Source organism: Nocardia pneumoniae NBRC 100136, assembly GCF_000308755.1.
GTDB classification, from domain to species: Bacteria; Actinomycetota; Actinomycetes; order Mycobacteriales; family Mycobacteriaceae; genus Nocardia; species Nocardia pneumoniae.
The window spans coordinates 72,507-92,740 of the sequence record NZ_BAGF01000075.1 but is presented as its reverse complement, the minus strand read 5'-3'; the positions used below and the strand labels follow the sequence as shown (position 1 = coordinate 92,740).

21 protein-coding genes are annotated in these 20,234 nt (G+C 66.0%); 16 read left to right on the top strand and 5 right to left on the bottom strand.

The window, feature by feature from the left end:
* The first annotated feature begins 29 nt into the window (after positions 1 to 29).
* The 4 genes from ON34_RS23950 (at position 30) to ON34_RS23930 (ending at position 3,797) form a co-directional block, all read left to right on the top strand.
* Positions 30 to 479 carry a helix-turn-helix transcriptional regulator gene (locus ON34_RS23950; RefSeq protein WP_040783265.1) on the top strand — a complete coding sequence of 150 codons (450 nt, stop codon included), beginning with the start codon at positions 30 to 32 and terminating at the stop codon, positions 477 to 479.
* Positions 480 to 484: 5 nt separating this feature from the next.
* A complete protein-coding gene (locus ON34_RS23945; protein WP_040783262.1) occupies positions 485 to 895 on the top strand; it encodes a VOC family protein in 411 nt (136 codons plus the stop codon).
* 721 nt (positions 896 to 1,616) lie between these two features.
* Positions 1,617 to 2,843, top strand: a complete 1,227-nt coding sequence (locus ON34_RS36290) for a helix-turn-helix domain-containing protein (protein ID WP_157172404.1) — start codon at positions 1,617 to 1,619, stop codon at positions 2,841 to 2,843.
* Positions 2,844 to 3,224: 381 nt separating this feature from the next.
* The gene (locus ON34_RS23930) at positions 3,225 to 3,797 is read left to right on the top strand and encodes a 3'-5' exonuclease (protein ID WP_040783259.1); all 573 of its coding nucleotides are present in this window, start codon (positions 3,225 to 3,227) and stop codon (positions 3,795 to 3,797) included.
* Positions 3,798 to 3,894: 97 nt separating this feature from the next.
* On the opposite strand, the gene ON34_RS23925 is transcribed toward ON34_RS23930, so the two are convergent.
* Positions 3,895 to 4,527 carry a TetR/AcrR family transcriptional regulator gene (locus ON34_RS23925; protein WP_040783257.1) on the bottom strand — a complete coding sequence of 211 codons (633 nt, stop codon included), beginning with the start codon at positions 4,525 to 4,527 and terminating at the stop codon, positions 3,895 to 3,897.
* A gap of 252 nt (positions 4,528 to 4,779) precedes the next feature.
* Between ON34_RS23925 and ON34_RS23920 the strand changes: the two genes are divergently transcribed.
* Together ON34_RS23920 and ON34_RS23915 are read left to right on the top strand one after the other, a co-directional pair.
* On the top strand, positions 4,780 to 5,706 hold the full coding sequence (locus tag ON34_RS23920) for a metal-dependent hydrolase (protein WP_040783255.1): 927 nt from the start codon (positions 4,780 to 4,782) through the stop codon (positions 5,704 to 5,706).
* A gap of 8 nt (positions 5,707 to 5,714) precedes the next feature.
* A complete protein-coding gene (locus ON34_RS23915) occupies positions 5,715 to 6,872 on the top strand; it encodes a hypothetical protein (RefSeq protein WP_040783253.1) in 1,158 nt (385 codons plus the stop codon).
* Between the two features lie 6 nt (positions 6,873 to 6,878).
* Here the strand turns inward: ON34_RS23915 and ON34_RS23910 are convergent, their stop codons facing one another.
* A complete protein-coding gene (locus tag ON34_RS23910) occupies positions 6,879 to 7,784 on the bottom strand; it encodes an alpha/beta fold hydrolase (RefSeq protein ID WP_051023032.1) in 906 nt (301 codons plus the stop codon).
* Between the two features lie 109 nt (positions 7,785 to 7,893).
* Here ON34_RS23910 and ON34_RS23905 point away from each other — a divergent pair, with 109 nt between their 5' ends.
* A complete protein-coding gene (locus tag ON34_RS23905; RefSeq protein WP_040783250.1) occupies positions 7,894 to 8,271 on the top strand; it encodes a winged helix-turn-helix transcriptional regulator in 378 nt (125 codons plus the stop codon).
* Positions 8,272 to 8,410: 139 nt separating this feature from the next.
* Here ON34_RS23905 and ON34_RS23900 read toward each other — a convergent pair whose 3' ends face one another.
* The gene (locus ON34_RS23900) at positions 8,411 to 9,340 is read right to left on the bottom strand and encodes a DUF5996 family protein (protein WP_051023058.1); all 930 of its coding nucleotides are present in this window, start codon (positions 9,338 to 9,340) and stop codon (positions 8,411 to 8,413) included.
* 326 nt (positions 9,341 to 9,666) lie between these two features.
* Between ON34_RS23900 and ON34_RS23895 the strand changes: the two genes are divergently transcribed.
* Entirely contained in the window at positions 9,667 to 9,882 is a 216-nt protein-coding gene (locus ON34_RS23895) for a hypothetical protein (RefSeq protein WP_245548169.1), read from the top strand.
* Positions 9,883 to 9,996: 114 nt separating this feature from the next.
* Complete coding sequence (locus ON34_RS23890; RefSeq protein ID WP_040783247.1) at positions 9,997 to 10,812, top strand: SGNH/GDSL hydrolase family protein; 816 nt, start codon at positions 9,997 to 9,999, stop codon at positions 10,810 to 10,812.
* A gap of 42 nt (positions 10,813 to 10,854) precedes the next feature.
* Here ON34_RS23890 and ON34_RS23885 read toward each other — a convergent pair whose 3' ends face one another.
* Positions 10,855 to 11,589 carry a GntR family transcriptional regulator gene (locus tag ON34_RS23885; protein WP_040783245.1) on the bottom strand — a complete coding sequence of 245 codons (735 nt, stop codon included), beginning with the start codon at positions 11,587 to 11,589 and terminating at the stop codon, positions 10,855 to 10,857.
* Between the two features lie 214 nt (positions 11,590 to 11,803).
* Here ON34_RS23885 and ON34_RS23880 point away from each other — a divergent pair, with 214 nt between their 5' ends.
* The 7 genes from ON34_RS23880 to ON34_RS23850 all read left to right on the top strand — a co-directional run bounded on the left by ON34_RS23880 (position 11,804) and on the right by ON34_RS23850 (position 18,658).
* Positions 11,804 to 12,727: a Cgl0159 family (beta/alpha)8-fold protein gene (locus tag ON34_RS23880; protein WP_040783243.1), complete on the top strand. Its 924-nt coding sequence runs from the start codon at positions 11,804 to 11,806 to the stop codon at positions 12,725 to 12,727.
* Positions 12,728 to 12,732: 5 nt separating this feature from the next.
* Entirely contained in the window at positions 12,733 to 13,626 is an 894-nt protein-coding gene (iolB, locus tag ON34_RS23875) for a 5-deoxy-glucuronate isomerase (protein ID WP_040783497.1), read from the top strand.
* A 395-nt stretch (positions 13,627 to 14,021) separates the two neighbouring features.
* Positions 14,022 to 14,195 carry a hypothetical protein gene (locus ON34_RS36870; RefSeq protein ID WP_169333894.1) on the top strand — a complete coding sequence of 58 codons (174 nt, stop codon included), beginning with the start codon at positions 14,022 to 14,024 and terminating at the stop codon, positions 14,193 to 14,195.
* 420 nt (positions 14,196 to 14,615) lie between these two features.
* Positions 14,616 to 16,184 (top strand): esterase-like activity of phytase family protein, encoded by a 1,569-nt coding sequence (locus ON34_RS23865; protein WP_040783238.1) that lies wholly within the window; start codon positions 14,616 to 14,618, stop codon positions 16,182 to 16,184.
* Positions 16,185 to 16,269: 85 nt separating this feature from the next.
* The gene (locus tag ON34_RS23860; RefSeq protein ID WP_040783235.1) at positions 16,270 to 16,689 is read left to right on the top strand and encodes a VOC family protein; all 420 of its coding nucleotides are present in this window, start codon (positions 16,270 to 16,272) and stop codon (positions 16,687 to 16,689) included.
* Positions 16,690 to 16,777: 88 nt separating this feature from the next.
* Positions 16,778 to 17,278 carry a metallophosphoesterase family protein gene (locus ON34_RS23855; protein ID WP_040783231.1) on the top strand — a complete coding sequence of 167 codons (501 nt, stop codon included), beginning with the start codon at positions 16,778 to 16,780 and terminating at the stop codon, positions 17,276 to 17,278.
* A gap of 135 nt (positions 17,279 to 17,413) precedes the next feature.
* On the top strand, positions 17,414 to 18,658 hold the full coding sequence (locus ON34_RS23850) for an SGNH/GDSL hydrolase family protein (protein ID WP_040783229.1): 1,245 nt from the start codon (positions 17,414 to 17,416) through the stop codon (positions 18,656 to 18,658).
* A gap of 32 nt (positions 18,659 to 18,690) precedes the next feature.
* On the opposite strand, the gene ON34_RS23845 is transcribed toward ON34_RS23850, so the two are convergent.
* Entirely contained in the window at positions 18,691 to 20,016 is a 1,326-nt protein-coding gene (locus tag ON34_RS23845) for a cytochrome P450 (RefSeq protein ID WP_040783228.1), read from the bottom strand.
* Positions 20,017 to 20,234: the final 218 nt, after the last annotated feature.

Below are 20,234 nucleotides of genomic sequence, written 5' to 3'. Positions count from 1 at the left end.
CAACGGCGGAGCGACGTAGGATCCGCTATGTGACTCGGAGAGCCGACTCGGCGCAGCAGCTGCGCGACCTGGCGCTGTTGCGCCGTGTTCGCGATCGGATCGACCGTGAGTACGCGCAGCCGCTGGACGTCGAGGCGCTCGCCCGTGGCGTGCACATGTCGGCCGGGCATCTCAGCCGCCAGTTCCGGCTCGCCTACGGCGAGTCGCCGTACTCCTATCTGATGACGCGGCGCATCGAGCGCGCGATGGCGCTGCTGCGTCGCGGCGACGTCAGCGTCACCGAGGCCTGTTTCGCGGTCGGCTGCCAGTCGCTGGGCACCTTCAGCACTCGCTTCACCGAGCTGGTCGGCGTGCCGCCCAGCGTCTATCAGCGCGAGGCGGCGGACGCGACGGCGGGGATGCCGTCGTGCGTGGCGAAACAGGTGACCAGACCGATCAGGAATCGAGAAGCACGCACCTCCGAGCCCCGTCTAGCGTGACTGCCATGGACATCACCATTCACTCGAGTTTCCTCCCGCAGGACGACCCGGACGCGGCCCTGGCTTTCTACCGCGACACCCTCGGCTTCGAGGTCCGCAAAGACGTCGGTTACGGCGGGCTGCGCTGGATCACCGTCGGCCCCGCCGGTCAGCCGGGCACGTCCATCGTTCTGTACCCGCCGGGCGCCGACCCGGGCGTGACCGACGACGAGCGCCGCACCATCGCGGAGATGATGGCCAAGGGCACCTACGCTTCCATCCTGCTGGCCACCAAGGACCTCGACGGCACCTTCGATCGGGTGCAGGCCAGCGACGCCGAGGTGGTCCAGGAGCCGACCGACCAGCCGTACGGGGTGCGCGACTGCGCCTTCCGCGATCCCGCGGGCAACCTGATCCGTATCCAGGAGCTGCCCTGAGCCGTCGGCGATGCGGGAATCGGAGGCCGCAACTCACTCCCTGTGGCCGCCGACCCCGGCCCGCTCGGTCGCCCTCGGCATCGTGCCGGTCGGGTCACCATCGCCGGATCACATCTCGTCGGCCGTCGCGCCGGAAACCACTGGAGCACCGGATTTCGGCCGTTCGGCGGTAGCTGCCCCGGCCCCGTCAGTACGGCTCCCGCGAGGTATCCGGTCGCATCCGACCGGCGTCGATCAACGTTCGGCGGGCCACCTGCTTGAGGGGGCACTGATCGGCGCGGCATCCCCTGTGGCGCTGCATGATCCAGTGCGCTTCGGAAACACTGAGTTCATGGTCGGGCGCCTCGTGCGGCGACCCGGTCGGCCGCGGTCCGATGTCGGGCTGCTCAGCTCGAATCCGTTCGTGTCGGCGTCCGGCGCGCCATTCGGCCTGCACGCGGTCGATGATCGCTTGCGGCGATGTGTCGTCCTGCTCGGCTTCTCTCCACCAGTTGAACGCCATCATTTCACCCCTGCTGCGTCGTTTGTCGTTGGGTGCACGCCACCCGGCGGGGTGATTGGTCACCGCGGGCCGCTCACGGCTGGCGGTGCGTCCGCTTCGAGAGGCAATGGAGGACGCGCCCGCCGGGTGGGTGCTGGCTCCAAGAGTCGCTCGAAAATCTCCGTGCGAGACCGGGGAATCGGCTACTGCGGGTCTACAGATCCGCCTACCATCCCCCGTATGGGGACTGACGGCGGCTTGCCGGCGGACATCGGGGAACGTTTGCGGGCCACCAGGCAGGCGGCAGGGCTCTCGCTAGCCGAGTTGGCTGCGCGGATACCGTTTTCGCGTAGCTACCTCGGCCATATCGAGACCGGTACGCGTCCCGCCTGCGCCGAGGTGGTCGCCGCGTACACGCATGCCTGCGGCGAAGTGACATGCGATCCTGTCACACTGGTGAGCGTGTTGGGCAGAGCAGATGTCGACCGGCGGTCGTTCCTACGCACGTCTGTCTACAGTGCGGCGCTGTCTGCGACCGCGCTGGCATCGCACTCGGACATGGCCCGATTGATCCGAGTCGAGGACTCCACGCGAGTCGGCATGGCGGAAGTTCGCGCTTTACAGGGCATCACCGATGCTTTCCTGCGGTTGGACGAAGTGAAGGGCGGCGGTATCGGTCGAACCGCTGTCGCCGAGTTCCTGAGTACTGATGTCGCGTCGCTGCTGCGGTCGCGATTCGCCGATTCGACTGTCCGGGCTTCCGCGTTCAGCGCCGCCGCCGAGCTGGCGTATCTGGCTGGTTTCAAAGCGCACGACGCCGGGGAAGATGGCATCGGGCAACGGTATTTCCTGTCTGCGTTGCGGCTCGCGGAGGAATCCGGAGTGCCGGGGCAGGACGGCTTCGTGTTTCGCATTCTGGCCTTGCAGGGAACCGATATTCGACAAAGCAAGTTCAGCGTCGCGCTAGCCGAAGAATCGGTTCGCCGCGCCGCTGGTCACGTCGGGCCTGACGCGATGGCGTTGTTCACTGTCTGTGTAGCTCGCTGCCACGCCGAGTCTGGAAACAAAGCCGAAGCGATGGCAATGCTGCGGCAGGCCGAGCCGTATCTCAATCCGGAGATGACCGACGGGCAACCTCGCTGGATGTCGCTTTGGTGTCCGAACAAGGCAACCGTGGTCCACCAGACCGCGAAGACGTTTCGGGCGGTGGGTGAACGGGCAGCGGCCGAACAGTTCTGCGAGTTGGCTACGTCCATTTGGAGCCCACAGACACATGCGCGGGTCTACGCGCTTACTGCCGCCGAAACCGGCCTTCTCCGTTGGCAATTGGGCAAGCATGCCGATGCGGTGTCGATGTGGCGGCCTGCCCTGCCTATTCTGTCAGCGGTGTCCTCGGAACGGGCAACCAATGTTCTGCGAAAAGTGCGGAAGGCTGCACCGGAACTGTTTGCCAGCACGCCAGCGTGACCATGCGCGCCGCCGAGTTCGAAGCTATCTTCGTTGCAGCCGATCAGCCCGGCTTGTATCGAACCTCCGCTGGAGTTGCGATCGTGTGAGTCGTCGAGAGGACCGACACTTACCAGTTCCCGGCAATTGCCGCGGCCGACGCGGCGGTCCGGCTCGCCGCCGACGGCATTGAGTCCGGCATGCTCGCACCGAGCCAGGCATTCGACCCTACCGGCATCCTCGGATGTCGTGCGCCCTAAGGATTCGTCGTTCCGTGGAGCCGACGGTACGAGGTAGGTCTCGTCGCGGCAGCCGAGCCATTGACAACTGTCGGTTGCGCAGATGGTGCGGGGACCGAAAACCCGATTGAGGGCCGGAGACCTCGATCCCTAGGCTCGGCGTATGAACGGCAACTCCAGACTGCTGAATGTGGTCGACGTGGAGGCGACGTGCTGGGAGGGCGAGGCACCGGTGGGAGCGGTCAGCGAGATCATCGAGATCGGACTGACCGTTGTCGATCTCGACGCGTGCGCTCGGATTGCCAAGCACCGCATCGTTGTTCGGCCTGCCCGCTCCACGGTCAGCGAATTCTGCACCGAGCTCACCGGACTCACCCAGGCCGAAGTCGATACCGGTATGGCGTTCGCCGACGCGTGCCGCCTACTGGCGAGCGAGCACCAGGCCGGACCTCGGCCGTGGGCCAGCTGGGGTGATTACGACCGCAAACAGTTCCAACGGCAGTGCGCCGCCACCGGCGCCGAATATCCCTTCGGGCACCGCCATACGAATGCCAAGCAGGTATTCTCCGAGGCGTACGGGCTGGACCGCCGCCAGGGCATGGCGAGCGCCCTTCGGATTGCCGGGCTGCCCTTGGAGGGCCGTCACCATCGCGGCGAGGACGATGCCTGGAATATCGCCGCTCTCGTCTTGGACCTCATCGAACGAAACGGCTGGCGAACCACCTCGGGCGGCTGACTCGCCCGTCGCACGACGCTCCGCGAGAGCTCTCGCAACCGGACGACGCGGCGACGGTGAGACGGTGGCCGCACCCGCCCCTATCACCTCGACGCGCTCACCGCGGCCTCGGAACGCTCGCGGATGGCTGCATTTGCGCGGTGATTGCGGTTCCCATCCAGCGGCGCAGGTATCGCCGTAGCTCATCGTCGCTTCGCGGGGGATTGCCAGGGGAGATGAAGAACGACTGCATCGTTCGCAGCACATATTCGACGAGCTCGTGCAGAGAGGCGTCGTCGTAGCCGTAGTTCTCCCAATCGACGTCGAAGCGCCTGATCATCGTCATTCCGAAGGCTCGCGCCTCTTGGGAGGTCATACCGTCGTGATGGGCGCTCGAGTACGTGCCGGTCAGCAGAATCCCCAGGTGCGGCGTTCGGCGCACCTCGGTGAGCGTGTAGACCACTGCCTCGGTCATCGCGTCGACCGGGTCTTCGATGCCGCGGACCTGCTGTGTCAGCCGGTCGAGAAATCCGTCGACCGACGCGATCGCCGCGGCCTTCATCAGAGCGTCGGCACTGGGAAAGTAGCGGTACACCGTCTGACGGATGACGCCGAGGGACTCCGCGACGTCGGCGATGCTGATCTCCGAACCCGTTCGTCCGATCAGCTCGACCGCGGCGGCAACGATCCGACGGGACGCTTCCTCGTCGTTCTCCGGCGGCCTCCCGCCCCACCCGCGCCTTCCTGCCACTGCCCGCTTCCTCGGCTCCAACCATCTCGGTCGCACGCGGCCCTCCGCGTGGGAAAGCCCGCCGACTTTCCGGATCAGGGGCCTGACGGTACCACAGGGCGGTCGTGCGGCCGGTCGTGCGATCGGTGACGGTAACGACGAATCTTATCATACACAAACGCGTCTATGTGTATGATCAGCTCCACCATGGCTTCGGCGCATCCCGAACAAGGCCGCCGACCAGCCCACTTCCGTACGACGAGGTATCGAAAAGTGACCGATCTTCATGTCCGAAAGATGAGTTTCGCGTTCGCCGACTACGACGTGCCGTTCCTCTGGAACCCGGAGAATCCCGCCTTCTCGAGCATGGCCAACGCGGTCTCGTTCCTGGCGATCGGCTTCGAAAAGATGATCGTGAAGATGATTCTGCAAACGAAGCCGCTGATCACCGACGCCGCGGTCGCCGAGGAGGCGGATGCGTTCATGCGTCAGGAAGGACAGCACTCGGCCGCGCACCGCCAGCATGTCAAGGGCCTGATCAAGCGGTACCCGGGGCTGCAGGAGACGCTCGACGACGTCATCGGAGAGTTCGACCGGCTCACCAAGGAGACCCCGCTGAACTACCGGCTCGCCTACACCGCCGACCTGGAGGCGACTTTCACGCCGGTGTTCAAGCTGATGCTGGACCACGATTCGACTCTGTTCCGTCCCGGAGACGACCGGGTGGCGTCGCTGTTCATCTGGCACTTCGTCGAGGAAGTCGAGCATCGGAGTTCCGCGCTCATCATCTTCGATTCCGTTGTCGGCAGCGATTTGTACCGGATGCGGGTGGCCCCATCCATCTTCCGGCACGTCTTGAAGGTCATCAGACTGGCCTGCGAGGGGTTCAACAAGCATGTCCCGCTGGAGGATCGGAAGATCGATGCGCTGTCGATGTTCGCGTCCTACCGGCGTAAGCAGAGCCTGCGCAAGCGGTTGCCGCTGCTCAGCGCGGAGGACCACGGTCCGATGGAGCGCGCGTTCGACCATCTACCGCTCGGCGAGCAACTCACCGCGTTGGCCGGGATCATCCGCAGCCAGTTGCCGAAGCACAACCCTGCCCACGAGAAGCTGCCCGCCCTCGCCGACGTGTGGTTCGAGCGCTACGAGTCCGGCTACGACGTCACGCACTGGTACACCGCCGACGCGGCCGCATCCTAGGAGGACCGATGGCCGATCATTGCTCACCCACCTTCGAGCAGCTCGCGACGGCACTCGGCTTCTCCTGCCAGGAGGCCGGGGGAGTCGTCGAGGTGCGCAACCCGCTGGCGTTGGAGAACTGGACCCTGCCGGTCCTCGAGTTCACCATCGTTCTGGGCTCGGTGCTCGCGCTCGTGTTCGCCATCGTGCGCCTGCGCCGCAACGGCGATCCCACCAACCTGGTGCTCTGGTTCGGCGCCACCGCATACCTGTTCATCATCGAACCACCGCTGTACTTTCCCGCGGCTTTCGGCATCGAAGACCACGTGGACACGATGTTCGCGCACAATGTGTTCACCGTGGATTTCCTCTGGGGCAGGCTCCCGCTGTACATCATCGCGATCTACCCGCTGATGGCCACACTGGCCTTCGAGATCGTCCGGATGCTCGGCGTCTTCCGGCGGCACGGCGTGCTCGTGGGTTCGGTCTGCGCGGGCTTCGTTCACCACGCGTTCTACGAGATCTTCGACCACATCGGCCCCCAGTTGAGATGGTGGGAATGGTCGACAACGAATCCGATCAACCAACCCATGTTCGATTCGGTCCCGCTGCCGAGCGTGGTGGTGTTCGCCGCTTTGTGGCCGATGTCGCTGGCATTCTGCGTCCAGTTGTTCGTCGGTCGCTACGTCGACCAGGGACAGCACTTCTCCGGCCGCCAATTGGTATGGCGGACAGTCGCGATCGGTATCCTCGCCTCGCTGGGCACGTTCGTCCTCCCGCTACCGGCGACTGTCCTCGGCATGGGAAGCACGACCGTCCGGGGAGTCGTCTACGCGGCGGAACTGGTCATCGTCACGCTCGTCGCGATTCCGATTCTGACCCGTCAATGGTTGCGGCTGCGCCGGGAAACCTCGGATGTCCCCCGCTACACGAGCGGCTTTGCCCGGTGGTACAGCGTGGTGTACCTGTGCGTCATGGCGTTGCTGTGGGTCACCGCGTTACCCGACTTCCTCGGCGCCGTCGACGGTCGCACGAGCGAGGGAGATCCCATCGGGAACCTCTGGTACACGCTGGGGTGCTTCATTGTCGCAATTCTCTGTGCAATCTCCATATTCACGGTGCCGCGAGGAAGAGCAGAAGAGAGCACGAACCCTTCAACCGCAGATTACGCAGCCGACCCGGTGTGAACCGACTCAATCGGCGGACAGACCGCAGCGTGCCGTGCGAGCCGAAGAATGCTCTCGAGCACTGTCGACGGCAAGGAAATCGGTGAGCAGCGGAAGCAGCGTTGTCGGTGCGTCGAGTGGAATGATGTGCCCGCAGCCGGGGATCACATGATGGATCAGTTCATCGGTGACGGGGGACAACTGCCGAGCCAGCGCGTCACCCACCGGATGCGCGCCGACGGCCATTGTCGGCACAGTGAGCCGAGCGGTCGCCACGGCGTCGCGGATCTGCTGGGCGCTGGTCGGCATGGCGCGGTAGTAGGAGAACGCGCACCGCAGCGCCACAGGGTCGGCGTAGGCGTCGACGAAGGCGTCCCGAATCGGCCCTGGCACACCGTGACCGAGCGTGCCGACGGTCAGAAACCAGTCGATATAGGCTGATTCGTTTCCGGCGAGGACCGTCTCGGCGAGGCCGGGAACCGCATGGAATCCGAACCACCATGGCGGCCCGCTCGCCAGGAAGTCCTCGGCGCCGGGCAGTGTCCCCAATAGCGATTCCATCAGTATCAGGCGCCGCACCCGGTCGGGCCGCCGCATGGCCAGCAGGAAGGCGGGCGGCGTGCCCGCGTCGATCCCGACCACCACCGCGGTCGGCTCGCCGAGCGCGTCCAGCAGCCCTTCGGCGTCGACGGCCAGATTCGCCGCGTCATAGCCGTCGGTCGCTCGCGTACTGGCCCCTAGGCCACGGAGGTCCGGTGCGATCACCCGATGGCGTTGGGCGAGCGGCCCGATCACCTCGCGCCACAGCTGCCAGGTGTGCGGAAACCCGTGCAGCAACAGCACCGCGGGCCCATGTCCGGCGATCGCGACATTGACGTGGATGCCGTTGGTCGCGACGCGGCGCAGCGAGATATCGGAAGACGTGGATGTCATACCTACTCCTAGTCACTTTTCGTTACCAGGTGACCGTAGGTAGGCTGCTGGGCGTTGCCAAGACCGCACGTTCGAATCAGGTGGTGAGTTCCAGGTGACTACCGGTCCCATGCGTAAGCCCGCCGAGGCACGCGGCGATCTGTTCGATCCGGCCTGTCCGACCCGGCGGCTGCTCGACCGCGTCGGCACGAAATGGGTCTCGATGGTGGTGAAACTGCTCGCCGAGGCCGCGCCGGGCGAGGTGCGCTTCGCCGAACTCCAGCGGCGCATGCCCGGTGTGTCGCAGAAAATGCTCTCCGTGACGCTGCGGAACTTGACTCGCGACGGACTGGTCGCACGCCGCGTCGAGCCCACCGTGCCGCCGCGCGTGCACTATCGGCTCACCGATCTCGGTCTGTCCCTGGACGTTCCGCTCGCGGCGCTGCGCGCGTGGGCCGAGGAACACATGGCCGAGATCGACCGTGCCGACTGTGGAGGCACCGAATGACCGGACGTTCGAATCTCCGGCGCGGGTACACATGTGCGGGCGAGGGAGCGGCTCGCCCGGCGGGTGGGCGAGTCGAGTCCGAGTTCCCGGACACGCCATCCGTGGTAACACTCGGTGGCTGATACGTCTGGGCGGTCGGTCACGGACGCTGCTGGGATGCGTTGATTCGGCGCACGTGATTCCAACGTCCCGGGTCTGCCTCGAGGGCCGCGCGATCCCAGTCGCCGAGTTCGGCGGCGGCCGCATATGTTGTGTCGAGGAATTCGAGTAGCGCCTGCTCCGGCTCCGCGGCGGTGCGCACCGCCTCGTACGGCAGCAGAAACTGTCGGTAGTCTTTGCTGTAGAAGGCGTCCCGCGGTCCGACGCGGTAATCGGCGAATCCGTCGGGTTCCGGATAGGCGTAGGCGTAGAAGGCGCCCTCCGCACCACCCCCCGGCCAGAAGCCGCAGCTGCTCAATTCATGGGAGTAACCCTCCACCATCACCCAGTCACCGCAGTTGGGAGCACCGCCAGGATGCCGCGGTGCGGTCCGCCCGGAGAACCTGGTACACGCCAGATCCATCGCTCCCCAGAAGAAATGCACCGGGCTCACCTTGCCGATGAAACGCGATCGGAACTCGTGCATGACGCGGTCGGCGGCAATCAATTGCTGCCAGAACATCGTGGCGGCCGCGGCATCATAGGATCGATGCTCGTAGTCGTCGGCGAAGGGGATCGCCGGATCGACCTCGTTGGGTTTGGCTTGGATCCGCACCGCAATTCCGAGTTCTTCAAGTGCGTTAGTGGTTTCGGCATAGAAGGCAGCGACCGGTTTGGGTGCCAGCGCAACGTGCCGGTTCCGGCCATCGCTGGAACGGATGTGGAGTTGATGGTCGATGAAATCGAACTCGATGTCGAATGAACCCGCCGCATGCGGGATAGCGGAGGTGGTCAGTCCCCGGGGGCTGACGTAGAACGTGACTTGCCACCAGTGATTGACCAGGGGAGCGTGGGAGAGTCGGATCTTTCCGACAATCTGCGTCCACATATGCAAGGTTTCGCGTGTCGGAGTCCAATCGTCGACTCGCAATGCGGGCCACGCCAGCCGGGGCGCGGGATCTGTGTCGTTCACTGCTGCACGCACCTCCTTGTTCTTCGGAAAACTTCCCTTCGATACCCGCGCGACCTGCCCGCCACCATTCCCGATTTCGTCGCCGCACCCGCTGTGCAGCGGTCTCGCACCTGAACGTACCTGTTGGTCGGTTGCTCCGGACGTCGAACCTGCAATACGGGAACCACCGGCGCTACATCGGATCGCAGCGCAGGCGCAGCGGCACGCAATCGGTGTGCGAAGTCGCGGGCGTGTCGCCGGTTGGGACGGATACTCGGCTCATCCACGCAAGAAGGACCGGAACGATGCACGTGAAGAACATGAGCCTCGGCAGTCTGCTGATCCTGGCCTGGCTGATCATCGGGATAATCGCGGCGGGCCAGCGCGACTACTTCGACAGCGGCCCGATCAACTGCGCGGGCTTCGGCACGATCGCGCTGACGGTAGTCGCCGGTCCACTGAACTACCTGGGCCTGAATCCCAAGATCACGGATTGCAACGTGCCCCAGCCCAGTCCGTAGCGAACCAACCTCAGGCGCGTCGTCCGTAGGCCGACCCAAAATAGACAAATAGTTCTCTGTGTCTTATTTTAGTCGCATGCCAGCCGATCACCAGCACCCAACGGCCCCGGCCGCATGACCAGCGGCACGTACTCGCGATACGTCGCTCTCGGTGACAGCCAAACCGAAGGCGTCGGTGACGGCGACGACCGAACCGGGTTGCGTGGCTTGGCCGACCGCCTGGCGGAACGCCTCGCCGCGTCGAACCCCGAGCTGCGGTATGCCAACCTCGCCGTTCGCGGCAAGCTCGCCGGACAGGTCCGTTCCGAGCAACTCGACGCCGCACTGCGGCTGCGCCCGGATCTGGCCACCGTCGCCGCCGGTGTCAACGACCTGTTACGCCCCGGGTTCGACGCCGACGAGGTCGCCGGTCATCTGGACGCGATGTTCGCCGAGCTCACCGCCCACGGTGCGGTCGTGGCCACCGTGACATTTCCGGAGCTCGCGCGGATCACCCCGCTCGCCCGTCCGATCAGCGGCCGCGTCAGGGCACTCAACCAGCGGATTCGAGCATCCGCCGCACGCCACCGCGTCATCGTCGCCGACACCGCCCGCCATGCGGTCGTCACCGATCCACGGCTGTGGAGTCCGGATCGGCTGCACGCCAGCCCGCTGGGCCATCAGCGCATCGCCGACGCGCTCGCGCACGCTCTGCGACTGCCCGGCAGCGATGACAGCTGGAGTCGGCCCCTGGAGCCACCGCTCGCCGCGAGCGGCTCGTTGGCCGACGAACTGCGCTGGGCCGCGACTTTTCTCGGACCTTGGATAGGACGCCGCCTCACGGGACGGTCCTCCGGCGACGGCCGCACCGCCAAGCGGCCCGACCTGCTGCCGGTTCGCGGCAACGAGAGAACCCTGAGCGATCCGATCGCCGATTTGCCTACCGGGTGACCACGGGCGCGGAGCTTTGTCCGGACGAATTCGCCGAACGTCTCAGTGCCGGACCGTGGTGTCGAAGAAGTGCCGGGAGGCGCGATACACGTGGCGACCCAGCTCGACCGGCCGCCCCGAATCGTCGAACGCGACGCGCTGCATAGTCAGCAAAGGCGCATTGGTGCGCTCGTCCAGTAGCTGCGCCTCCGCGCGGGTGGCGCTGCGTGCGCCGATCCGCTGCCTCGCGATCGTGATGTGGATTCCCTTGGCGCGCAGGCACTCATAGAACCCGTGCGCTTCGAGCTGGTCGGGTGCCGGTGCGTATTCCGCGGGCACGTGATTGGTCATGATCGCCAGTGGTTCACTGCCCGCACGACGCAGGCGGCGAAAGGTCACCAAGCGCGCGTCCGCCGCTACACCCAGCTCCTTGGCGATATCGGCGTCCGGTGCACCGAGCTGGTAATCGAGCAATTCGGTGGTCGGCTCCTGGCCCGCGGTGAGCAGGTCGTCGTAGAGGCTGGTCAGCTCGACGGGGCGGTGAACTCGGTTCTGCACCACCTGGGTGCCCACCCCGCGCCTGCGCGCCAGCAGCCCCTTGTCGACCAAGGCCTGGACCGCTTGGCGGACCGTCGGGCGCGACACATTGAGGCGCTTGGCCAGCGCGATCTCGTTTTCGATCCGGTCGCCCGGCGTCAGCCGACCCTCGGTGATCGCTTGCTCGATGGCCTGCTGGAGCTGGAAGTACATCGGTACCGGGCTGTTCCGGTCGACGGGGATATCCAAGGGCGCGGGCATCGGAAGGCTCCTCGGGAAACGGTCGGCTCCGGCACTTTCATCGTAGGCCTTGCTGGACGCCGTAGCGTAAGGACGTCATTAAGTCAATATGTCCGGACAAAGCATTGACAGCCGTCGATGTCGTGACGCACAGTCGGACCAGGCGGAGACGCCCGTCCTCGTGCCCACCCGAACCCGGAGCTCGCGCCGTCGCTGACTGGAAAGGCCTGATCCGATGACCGAAGCCACGCTGACCGCTCCACCCAGGAGCACGCCGCCGATCCGGTCGTATGCCGAACTGACCGAGGTCCGCGCCGCCGATCCCGGGGCGATCGCACGGGCGTTCGCAGCGCGCAAACGCCGCGAACTGGTGCGCGGCGACGGCCGATTGATGATCATCGCCGCGGACCATCCTGCACGCGGAGCCCTGTCGGCCTCCGGCGACCCGCATGCCATGAGCGATCGCAAAGACCTGCTGGACCGCTTGGTCACGGCCTTGCACCGGCCGGGAGTCGACGGCGTGCTCGGTACCGCCGACATCATCGAGGATCTGCTGCTGCTCGGAGCGCTGGAAGACAAGGTCGTGTTCGGCTCGATGAATCGCGGCGGCCTCGCGGGCGCGGACTTCGAAATCGACGACCGGATGACCGCCTACACGGCTGCCGCCACCGCGGCGGCGGGCCTCAACGGCGCCAAGATGCTCAATCGGTTCGATCTCACCGACCCCGGCACCCTGTCGATGATGACCGCGAGCGCGGCCGCCATCGATGAACTCGCCGCGCACGGATTGGTCGCGATGCTGGAGCCGTTCATGTCGCACCGCCCCGCAGGTCCGGGCAGCAAGGTCGTCAACGACCTGTCGCCGGACGCGGTGATCAAGAGTATCCACTTGGCGCAGGGACTCGGCTCCACCTCGGCCTACACCTGGTTGAAGCTGCCCGCCGCCGAGCAGATGGAACGCGTCATGGACGCGACAACCTTGCCCACTCTGCTGCTCGGCGGCGACCCGCAGACCGCGCCCGAGGAGACCTACGCCCGCTGGGCGAAAGCCCTTGCGCTGCCCGGTGTTCGGGGGCTGATCGTCGGTCGCGCACTGTTGTATCCACGCGACGGCGACGTCGCCGGAGCCGTCGACACAGCCGTGTCCTTGGTACGGTGATCGCGATGCGCGGCACGCACTACCTACCGGCCCGCAGCGCCGCGAGCGCCCCGCATCTCGTCGCGGTGACGCCCGAATCCGCCGGTTGGGACCACACCAGCCTGCACGTCATCGAACTCGGCGCCGAAGGGTCGTATCGGGCCGATACCGACCACGATGAGGTCGTCGTGGTTCCGCTATCCGGCTCGTGCAGCGTGGCCTGCGGCAGTGAATCATTTGAATTGCATGGCCGTACAAGCGTTTTCGATGGACCGACCGATTTCGCGTATATCGGGTGCGGCAGCTCCTACACGATCTCCAGCCCGGCCGGGGGGCGTTTCGCACTCGGCGGCGCCCGCGCACACCGGCAATTGCCGTTCCGGTATGTCGCCGCGGCGGATGTGGCAGTGGAGCTGCGTGGCGCCGGGAACTGCAGCCGCCAGGTGCACAACTTCGCCACCGCCGACACCTTCGACGCCGAGTCGATCATCGCCTGCGAGGTGATCACCCCAGGCGGGAACTGGTCGTCGTATCCGCCGCACAAGCACGACGAGCTCACCGAGACCGAGACCCCGTTGGAAGAGATCTACTACTTCGAAATCGCGCGCGGCGCGGACGGCTCGCCGGGGTTCGGCTACCACCGGGTCTACGGCACGCCCGAGCGCCCCATCGATGTGCTCGAGGAGGTCCGCGACGGCGACGTCGTGCTGGTGCCACACGGCTACCACGGGCCGTCCATCGCCGCCCCCGGCCACCACATGTACTACCTGAACGTCATGGCGGGTCCCGGCCCGGAGCGCGCCTGGCGGATCAGCGACGACCCGGCCCACGCGTGGTTGCGCCATACCTGGGCCGACATGGCCGTCGACCCGCGGCTTCCCTTGCACACCACCGACTACATCGAGGGCAACCGCGCGTAATCGGCCGACGTCCGCACCGCTATCGACGCGGCCTCGGCAGCATTCCCGAGCTGGCGCGACACCTCGCTGGCCGCGAGTCCAAGCCCTCGGCGGCGCGAAGAACCACACGGTGATCCTGCCCGACGCCGACCTCGATCTGGCCGCGGACGCCGCGGTCAACGCCCGCGCAGTACTCGATGTCGGGCGACGAAAGAACAGCGATTAATCGACCGGATTATTGTGCATATTCATGACGTTGTTTGTGAACATTCACCATTAATTCGTCACAGTCTGCATATAACGATTTGAAAAACCCTGAATGTTCCAGATGGCGAAGCCCCAGTCCACGGCCCCGTGATGTGATCGGCACGTTCCGAATCCGGGACGCGTCACAAAGTACAACCGAGGATGATTGCATGACCTCCAGAATTATCCGTCCGCTCGCGGTCACCGCGCTCGCGCTCTCCGCCACCGCTCTCAGCGGCGGCATCGCCTCCGCGGATGCCACCACGGCCACTCCCGTCTCGGGCTCCGTGGAAGTGTGCCTCCCCATCCCCGTCGGCCAAATCGAGCTCAGCATCTGCCTGTAACCAGCTGACCCGAATTGCACGCGGCGGTGGGGAGACTGTCCGTGGTGCGCAGGATTCCGCGTTTCCGGTCCGGAGTCGCCACCGCCGCGTGCAACCATCCGATGCCACGGCCTTCTGATCGGCCGGTGGTACCCGCCTTCGCCGCTGGGCCCGCGTATTTCACGGTGACCTTGGCTACCGCCCTTGGTGGGAGAGTGCAGTCAGGCGACGATCTGCCGGTTGCCGAGGCCCTGCGCGACGACTTCGGCCACTTGCCGCTCCCGTGCGGTCAGCACGATGTCGTCGCGCTCCGCGGGTTCGTCGGCGCACTCATATCGGCACGGGCGGCCGCCCGGCGCCGATGGATGGTCGCGGGGATCGAGCGGTGCCTGTTCGGCTCGACGTCAACTGGTGGTCGAGCTCGGATGGTAAGTATCGCTGGTGAGAATTCGCCGCAGTACCCGAAGCGCACTCGTCACGGTTGCCGTGTGCGCGACCGCTGTTCTGTCCGCCTGCTCGTCGTCGAGTTCGGGCGGGGACTTCACCGCCACCAAGGATCAGCCGCTGGTGATCTCGCTGGATGATCTGCTGGCCGAGACCGGCGGCAGCGCCGCGGTCGCGATCGCAGATCCGCGGCACGGCACGATCACCCGGCGCACCGACGGTGCGGTGGTGTACACCCCGGCGGCCGGGTACACCGGGTCCGACAGCATCACCGTGACCACGACCGACGCCGTGCGGCTGTTCACCACCGATATGCCGCCGCTCGGCGACTTCGGCGACGTTAGCCTGCAGGCCAGCGGGTACGGGTCGGCGTTTACGCCGGTACCCGGATCGACCGACGAGTTCTACGGTCTCACCGACCGCGGTCCGAACGTGGACGGCAAGACCAAGAACGAGAAACTCGCGCCCGTGCCGACGTTCACGCCCGCCATCGGCAAGTTCGAGCTCGTCGGCTCCACGGCGGTGCTGGAAACCGCCATCCCCCTGAAGAACCCGGCCGGTCAGCCGTTCAACGGCCAGGTCGACATCTCCGCGAGCACCGGCGAGACCATCCGCGACCTCAACGGAAACGTCCTGCCGCCCACCGATCACGGCATCGACACCGAAGGCCTGGTCGCGATGCCCGACGGCACCTTCTGGGTGTCCGACGAGTACGGGCCGTTCCTCGTGCACTTCGACGCCAAGGGCACCGAGTTGGAGCGGCTGTCACCGGGACGCGGGCTGCCCATGGAGCTTTCGTTGCGCACTCCCAACCAGGGCATGGAGGGGCTCACCATTACGCCGGACGGCAACACGCTGGTCGGCATCATGCAGAGCGCACTGAGCCAGCCGGGTGTCGCGTCGGCGCGTGAGGTCCCGATGACCCGGATCGTCACCGTGGATCTGAAGACCCGGGACGTCAAGGAATTCGTGTATCCGCTGGAGGACCCGAAGCGAAAGCTCGCGGTCTCCGAGATCACGGCGTTGAGCAACACCACCTTCCTCGTCGATGAGCGCGACGGCAACAAGACGCCCAAGGCCGACAAGAAGCTGTGGACCATCGACATCACCGGCGCCACCGATGTCGGCCCGCAGGCGAAAGTCCAGGGCGCGCAATATGATCCGGAGAAGGGCCTCCTGGTCGACGGTAAGCCGCTGGAACTGCTCGTCGGCGCCGTGCCCACCGCCGACGGCGTCGCCACGCTACAGAAGGCGGGCATCACCCCCGTCACCAAGAAGTCCCACCTGGACCTCGGCGGCCTGCTGGACGGCCTGAACGCCGACGGCACGTTCTTCGGCCACGACAAGATCGAGGGCGTCGCCACCCGCGACGGCGGCAAGACCCTCTACATCGCCAACGACAGCGACTTCGGCATCGAGGCCGCCACCGGTGAGCAGCCGCCGTTCGGACTGAAGGCCAAGACCCTCGTCAACGGCGTGCAGGACTCGGGCGAGGTACTGATGATCGACACCACCAAGTTGCCCGCCAAGACGCAGTCGAAGACGATCACGATCACGGTGAAGTAGGCCGCACCAGGCCGGGACCGGTCGATGACACACATCCCATGCAGGCACCATGGAGTTGTCGTAGGCGGGGTCTAAGGTTCCGGGTATGGGATACGAGTTCCAGGTCGTCCTCGACTGTGCCGACCCCCACACGCTCGCCGACTGGTGGGCGGAGGCGCTGGGCTGGGAGGTGGAGCCCCAAGACGAGGAGTTCATCCGCAGCATGGTCGCTCAGGGGCGGGCGTCGGAGGAAGACACCACCACGCATCGGGGCAAGCTTGTGTGGAAGGTAGGGACGGCGATCCGCCATCCTGACCGGCCGCGTGTCCTCTTCCAGCTCGTCCCCGAATCCAAGACGGTCAAGAACCGCATGCATCTGGACATTCGGGTGGGTAACGAGCACCGATTGGCGGAGGTCGAGCGTCTGGTCGGCATCGGAGCGAAAGTCCTGCACGAGGGGCGGCAGGGGCCGTACACCTGGGTGACCATGGCCGACCCCGAGGGCAACGAGTTCTGTGTGACGTAAGCCGAGTGGGCTCACCTGTGCAGACACTTCGCGCACCACGCTGCGTTTCGGCGCGGGGCGGCCTCAGCGTCGTGGTACACCGGAGTCCGTGCGGCTGCTGATCATCTCCGATACCCACGTGCCCAAGCGCGCGCGGGATCTGCCGCAGGTCGTATGGAACGAGGTCGACGCCGCCGACGTTGTCGTGCACGCGGGCGATTGGGTGGAGGTCGCGCTGCTGGACCGGCTCGAAGCGCGCGCCGAGCGCCTGATCGGCGTATACGGCAACAACGACGGACCCGAACTACGTGCCCGGCTACCCGAGATCGCCCGCGCCGAACTGGACGGCCTGCGGCTGGCGGTGGTACACGAGACCGGCCCCGCGAAGGGCCGTGAGCAGCGGTGCGCGCGAAACTTCCCGGACACCGACGTGCTGGTCTTCGGGCATAGTCACATCCCGTGGGACAGCGTCACCGACACCGGGTTGCGGCTGCTCAATCCCGGCTCGCCGACGGATCGACGCCGACAGCCGCATCACACCTACCTGACCGCCCGAATACATTCCGGTGAGCTGAGCCAGGTAATACTGCACACCGTTTCGAGGATCTGACCTCTCTCTGACCAAGTCGGCATGGCCGTGTCGTTGCAGAGTCATTCGGGCATTGATATGAGCCGAACAGCCATTCCAACGCTCACTTTCAGCTCGTAGCTTCACTTCAACCGAAGTATCACGAGCGGAGTGCGGATGAAGACTCGAACAGCCGAACTGGCGTCGGCATCGGTGACGGCACTACTCGTCCTGGGTGCCGCGGCCTGCGGCAACCCTTCGAGCGAGCAGCGCCATTGGCTCGGTAGTTGGTCGTCGTCCCAGACGGCCGCCGCGGACGTGTGGGGGCCGAACTGGTCGACGGCCGGTTTCTCGAATCACTCTGTGCGGCAGTCATTTCGCCCAACCATCGGCGGCGACCGGGTCCGCATCACCCTCTCCAACAGATTCGGCGACCGGCCGTTGCGGATCACGGCCGCGACAGTCGGCATCACCGCGGGACCGGCCGCGGTGCTGCCGGGCACCCTGCGCCAACTGCTCTTCGGCCACTCGCAGCGGACGGAGATCCCGGCGGGCACGGAGCAGACCAGTGACGCGGTCGACCTGTCGATTCCGGCGCTGCATCCGATCACGGTGACGCTCTACCTCGCGGATCACACCGGGCCGGCGACCTTCCACTTCCTAGGCAACGCCACCTCGTACCGCGCTGTCGGCGATCACGCCGCCGACACCGGCGGCGCGTCGTTCACCGAGTCGTCCCGGTCCTGGTATTACGTGTCCGACGTCGAGGTCAGCGGCACCGGGAGTAGGCGAGGTGTGGTCGCTTTCGGCGACTCCCTCACCGACGGAGCGGGAGCCACCATGGACGTCGACAACCGCTATCCGGACGTCCTGGCCGAAAGACTCGCCGCCGCAGGCGAATCGCGGGCAGTCTTGAATGCGGGAATCGGAGGGAACCGGGTGGTGTCCGATTCGGTCTACGTTGGTCAGCGCGCTCTCACCCGATTCCGGCGGGACGTGCTCGACAAGAAGGGCGTGGGCACGGTGATCCTGCTCTCCGGTATCAACGACATCGGGACCAGCGAACTCGGCGATCCACGGTTGGAACCGAGCCCGGAAGTCACCGCGGACCATCTGATCGCCGAATATCGCGATCTCATCGCCCTGGCACGCGCCCACGGTGTCCGCATCATCGGTGGCACGCTCCTGCCGTACAAGGGAGCTCGGTACTACAGCGAACGCGGCGAAGCCATCCGCGAGGCGGTCAACTCCTGGATCCGCGAATCCGGAGAATTCGACGCCGTCGCCGACTTCGAACGCGCGCTGGTGTCAAGGACGGACGCCGACGCACTGGACCCGACCTATGACAGCGGCGACCATCTGCATCCCAGCCCGGCCGGATACGCCGCCATGGCCGCGGTCATCGACCTGAGCAGGCTCTAGGGCGAGAAACGCATCGACCTCTCGTGGATACCTCAGCGCGGGCGGAGTGTGATCCGGGCGTTGTGCGCGGGGCTGAGTCCGGTGTGATACCGGCGCGGTGGTTCGACGGATCCGGGGGTGGCGTCGATGCGGCGGTGCTGGAGGACGGTGCGGAAGAGGATGCGCGCTTCCAGGAGCGCGAAGTTGGCGCCGAGGCAGCGATGCGCGCCGGCACCGAAGGTCAGCCAGGTGTTGGCCTTGGGTCGCTCGTCGAGAAAACGCTCGGGGCGGAAGACCATCGGATCCGAGTAGTGCCGCGGTGATTCGTGAATGAGCAGGATCGGGACTATGACGATGGCGCCCTTGGGGATGTGGACACCGTTGATCACGGTGTCACGCAGCGCTCGCCGTCCGGTGAACGGGGACACCGGACGCAGCCGCATCGTCTCGGCGACCACCGCGTCGAGGTACGCGTCGAGCCGGGCATGGTCGCCCGCGTCGGCCGCCGCGTCCACTTCGGCCATGGCCTGCGGGTGGCCGGCCAGCATGGCGGCGATCCAGCCGAGTGTGATCGCGGTGGTCTCGTAGGCGCCCAGCAGGACGCCGCGCATGTTGCGGGCCAGCGCGGCGTCGTCGTGCTGATCCAGTTCGGTGCCGACATACCGGGACAGCACGTCTTTCCGGTCACCGGCCCCTGGCGTGGCTCGGCGTGCGGCGATCTCCTCGATGATGATGGCGTCGACATCGGACTGGCGGCGACTGAGCGGCGGGTAGGGCGGCGTGTAGCCGCCGAGAAGCGGGGTGAGCAAAGTGACGGCAAGAAATCCGCGGCTTTCGATCTCCCCGAACCACCGGCTCACCGCCTGCTTCAGCCGGTCCCTGCGGGCCGGGGCCACATCGCCGAAGACGACGCCGAGCAGGACACCGATGGCCAGGTCATAGCCCACCTTCAGGAACTCGAACGGCTCCCCGACCGGCCAGGTGGGAAGTTCGCGCTCGACCACCTCCACCATGAGATCCTCGTAGGACCGCAGCGCCTTGTGCTGGAACGGCGGAGCGAACCGCCGCCGCTCGCGGCGATGGTCGTCACCGTCGAGGAAGATCAACGTCTGCTTGCCGAACATCACGTCGTGGCTGGAGAGCCGACTCAGCACCTGCCCGATCGAGAAGTCGTCGTGGTTGGCGAACAGTTCTCGTACATCGTCCATGTCGTGGGTGACCAGCATGGTGGGAAATCCCGGCGGCGAGACGACGAACCGATCCCCGAATTCGAGCAAGGGGGAGCGGTGGGTGCCAGGGCGCATCAGTCCACCGATCCGCGCGATGTGACGGTTGCGTAGCCGGGGAAGTTCGCGCAGCGATACGGGGGTGTGTGACACGTAGCCATCCTCACTGCCCGCACGACGACTCGCAAATGTGAAATTCCCACAGCCGCAAGGCGTGTCGGGCGGCTACTGCCCCCAGAATTAGGGGCACACACGATGACGACGTTGATATTGCCTGCCCGGGTAAGAGGCGTAACGACGGCTATATTGTGTGCGCTGTCAATAGGAACGCGCCGCCTGCCGTTCCTCCGTACGCCGGGGAACCAAGACCG

Coding starts and splice junctions, on each gene's coding strand:
- ON34_RS23945 (WP_040783262.1), top strand. CDS start 485: ATGGACATCACCATTCACTCGAGTTTCCTCCCGCAGGACGACCCGGAC.
- ON34_RS36290 (WP_157172404.1), top strand. CDS start 1,617: ATGGGGACTGACGGCGGCTTGCCGGCGGACATCGGGGAACGTTTGCGG.
- ON34_RS23930 (WP_040783259.1), top strand. CDS start 3,225: ATGAACGGCAACTCCAGACTGCTGAATGTGGTCGACGTGGAGGCGACG.
- ON34_RS23915 (WP_040783253.1), top strand. CDS start 5,715: ATGGCCGATCATTGCTCACCCACCTTCGAGCAGCTCGCGACGGCACTC.
- ON34_RS23910 (WP_051023032.1), bottom strand. CDS start 7,784: ATGACATCCACGTCTTCCGATATCTCGCTGCGCCGCGTCGCGACCAAC.
- ON34_RS23905 (WP_040783250.1), top strand. CDS start 7,894: ATGCGTAAGCCCGCCGAGGCACGCGGCGATCTGTTCGATCCGGCCTGT.
- ON34_RS23895 (WP_245548169.1), top strand. CDS start 9,667: ATGCACGTGAAGAACATGAGCCTCGGCAGTCTGCTGATCCTGGCCTGG.
- ON34_RS23890 (WP_040783247.1), top strand. CDS start 9,997: ATGACCAGCGGCACGTACTCGCGATACGTCGCTCTCGGTGACAGCCAA.
- ON34_RS23885 (WP_040783245.1), bottom strand. CDS start 11,589: ATGCCCGCGCCCTTGGATATCCCCGTCGACCGGAACAGCCCGGTACCG.
- ON34_RS23880 (WP_040783243.1), top strand. CDS start 11,804: ATGACCGAAGCCACGCTGACCGCTCCACCCAGGAGCACGCCGCCGATC.
- iolB (WP_040783497.1), top strand. CDS start 12,733: ATGCGCGGCACGCACTACCTACCGGCCCGCAGCGCCGCGAGCGCCCCG.
- ON34_RS36870 (WP_169333894.1), top strand. CDS start 14,022: ATGACCTCCAGAATTATCCGTCCGCTCGCGGTCACCGCGCTCGCGCTC.
- ON34_RS23860 (WP_040783235.1), top strand. CDS start 16,270: ATGGGATACGAGTTCCAGGTCGTCCTCGACTGTGCCGACCCCCACACG.
- ON34_RS23850 (WP_040783229.1), top strand. CDS start 17,414: ATGAAGACTCGAACAGCCGAACTGGCGTCGGCATCGGTGACGGCACTA.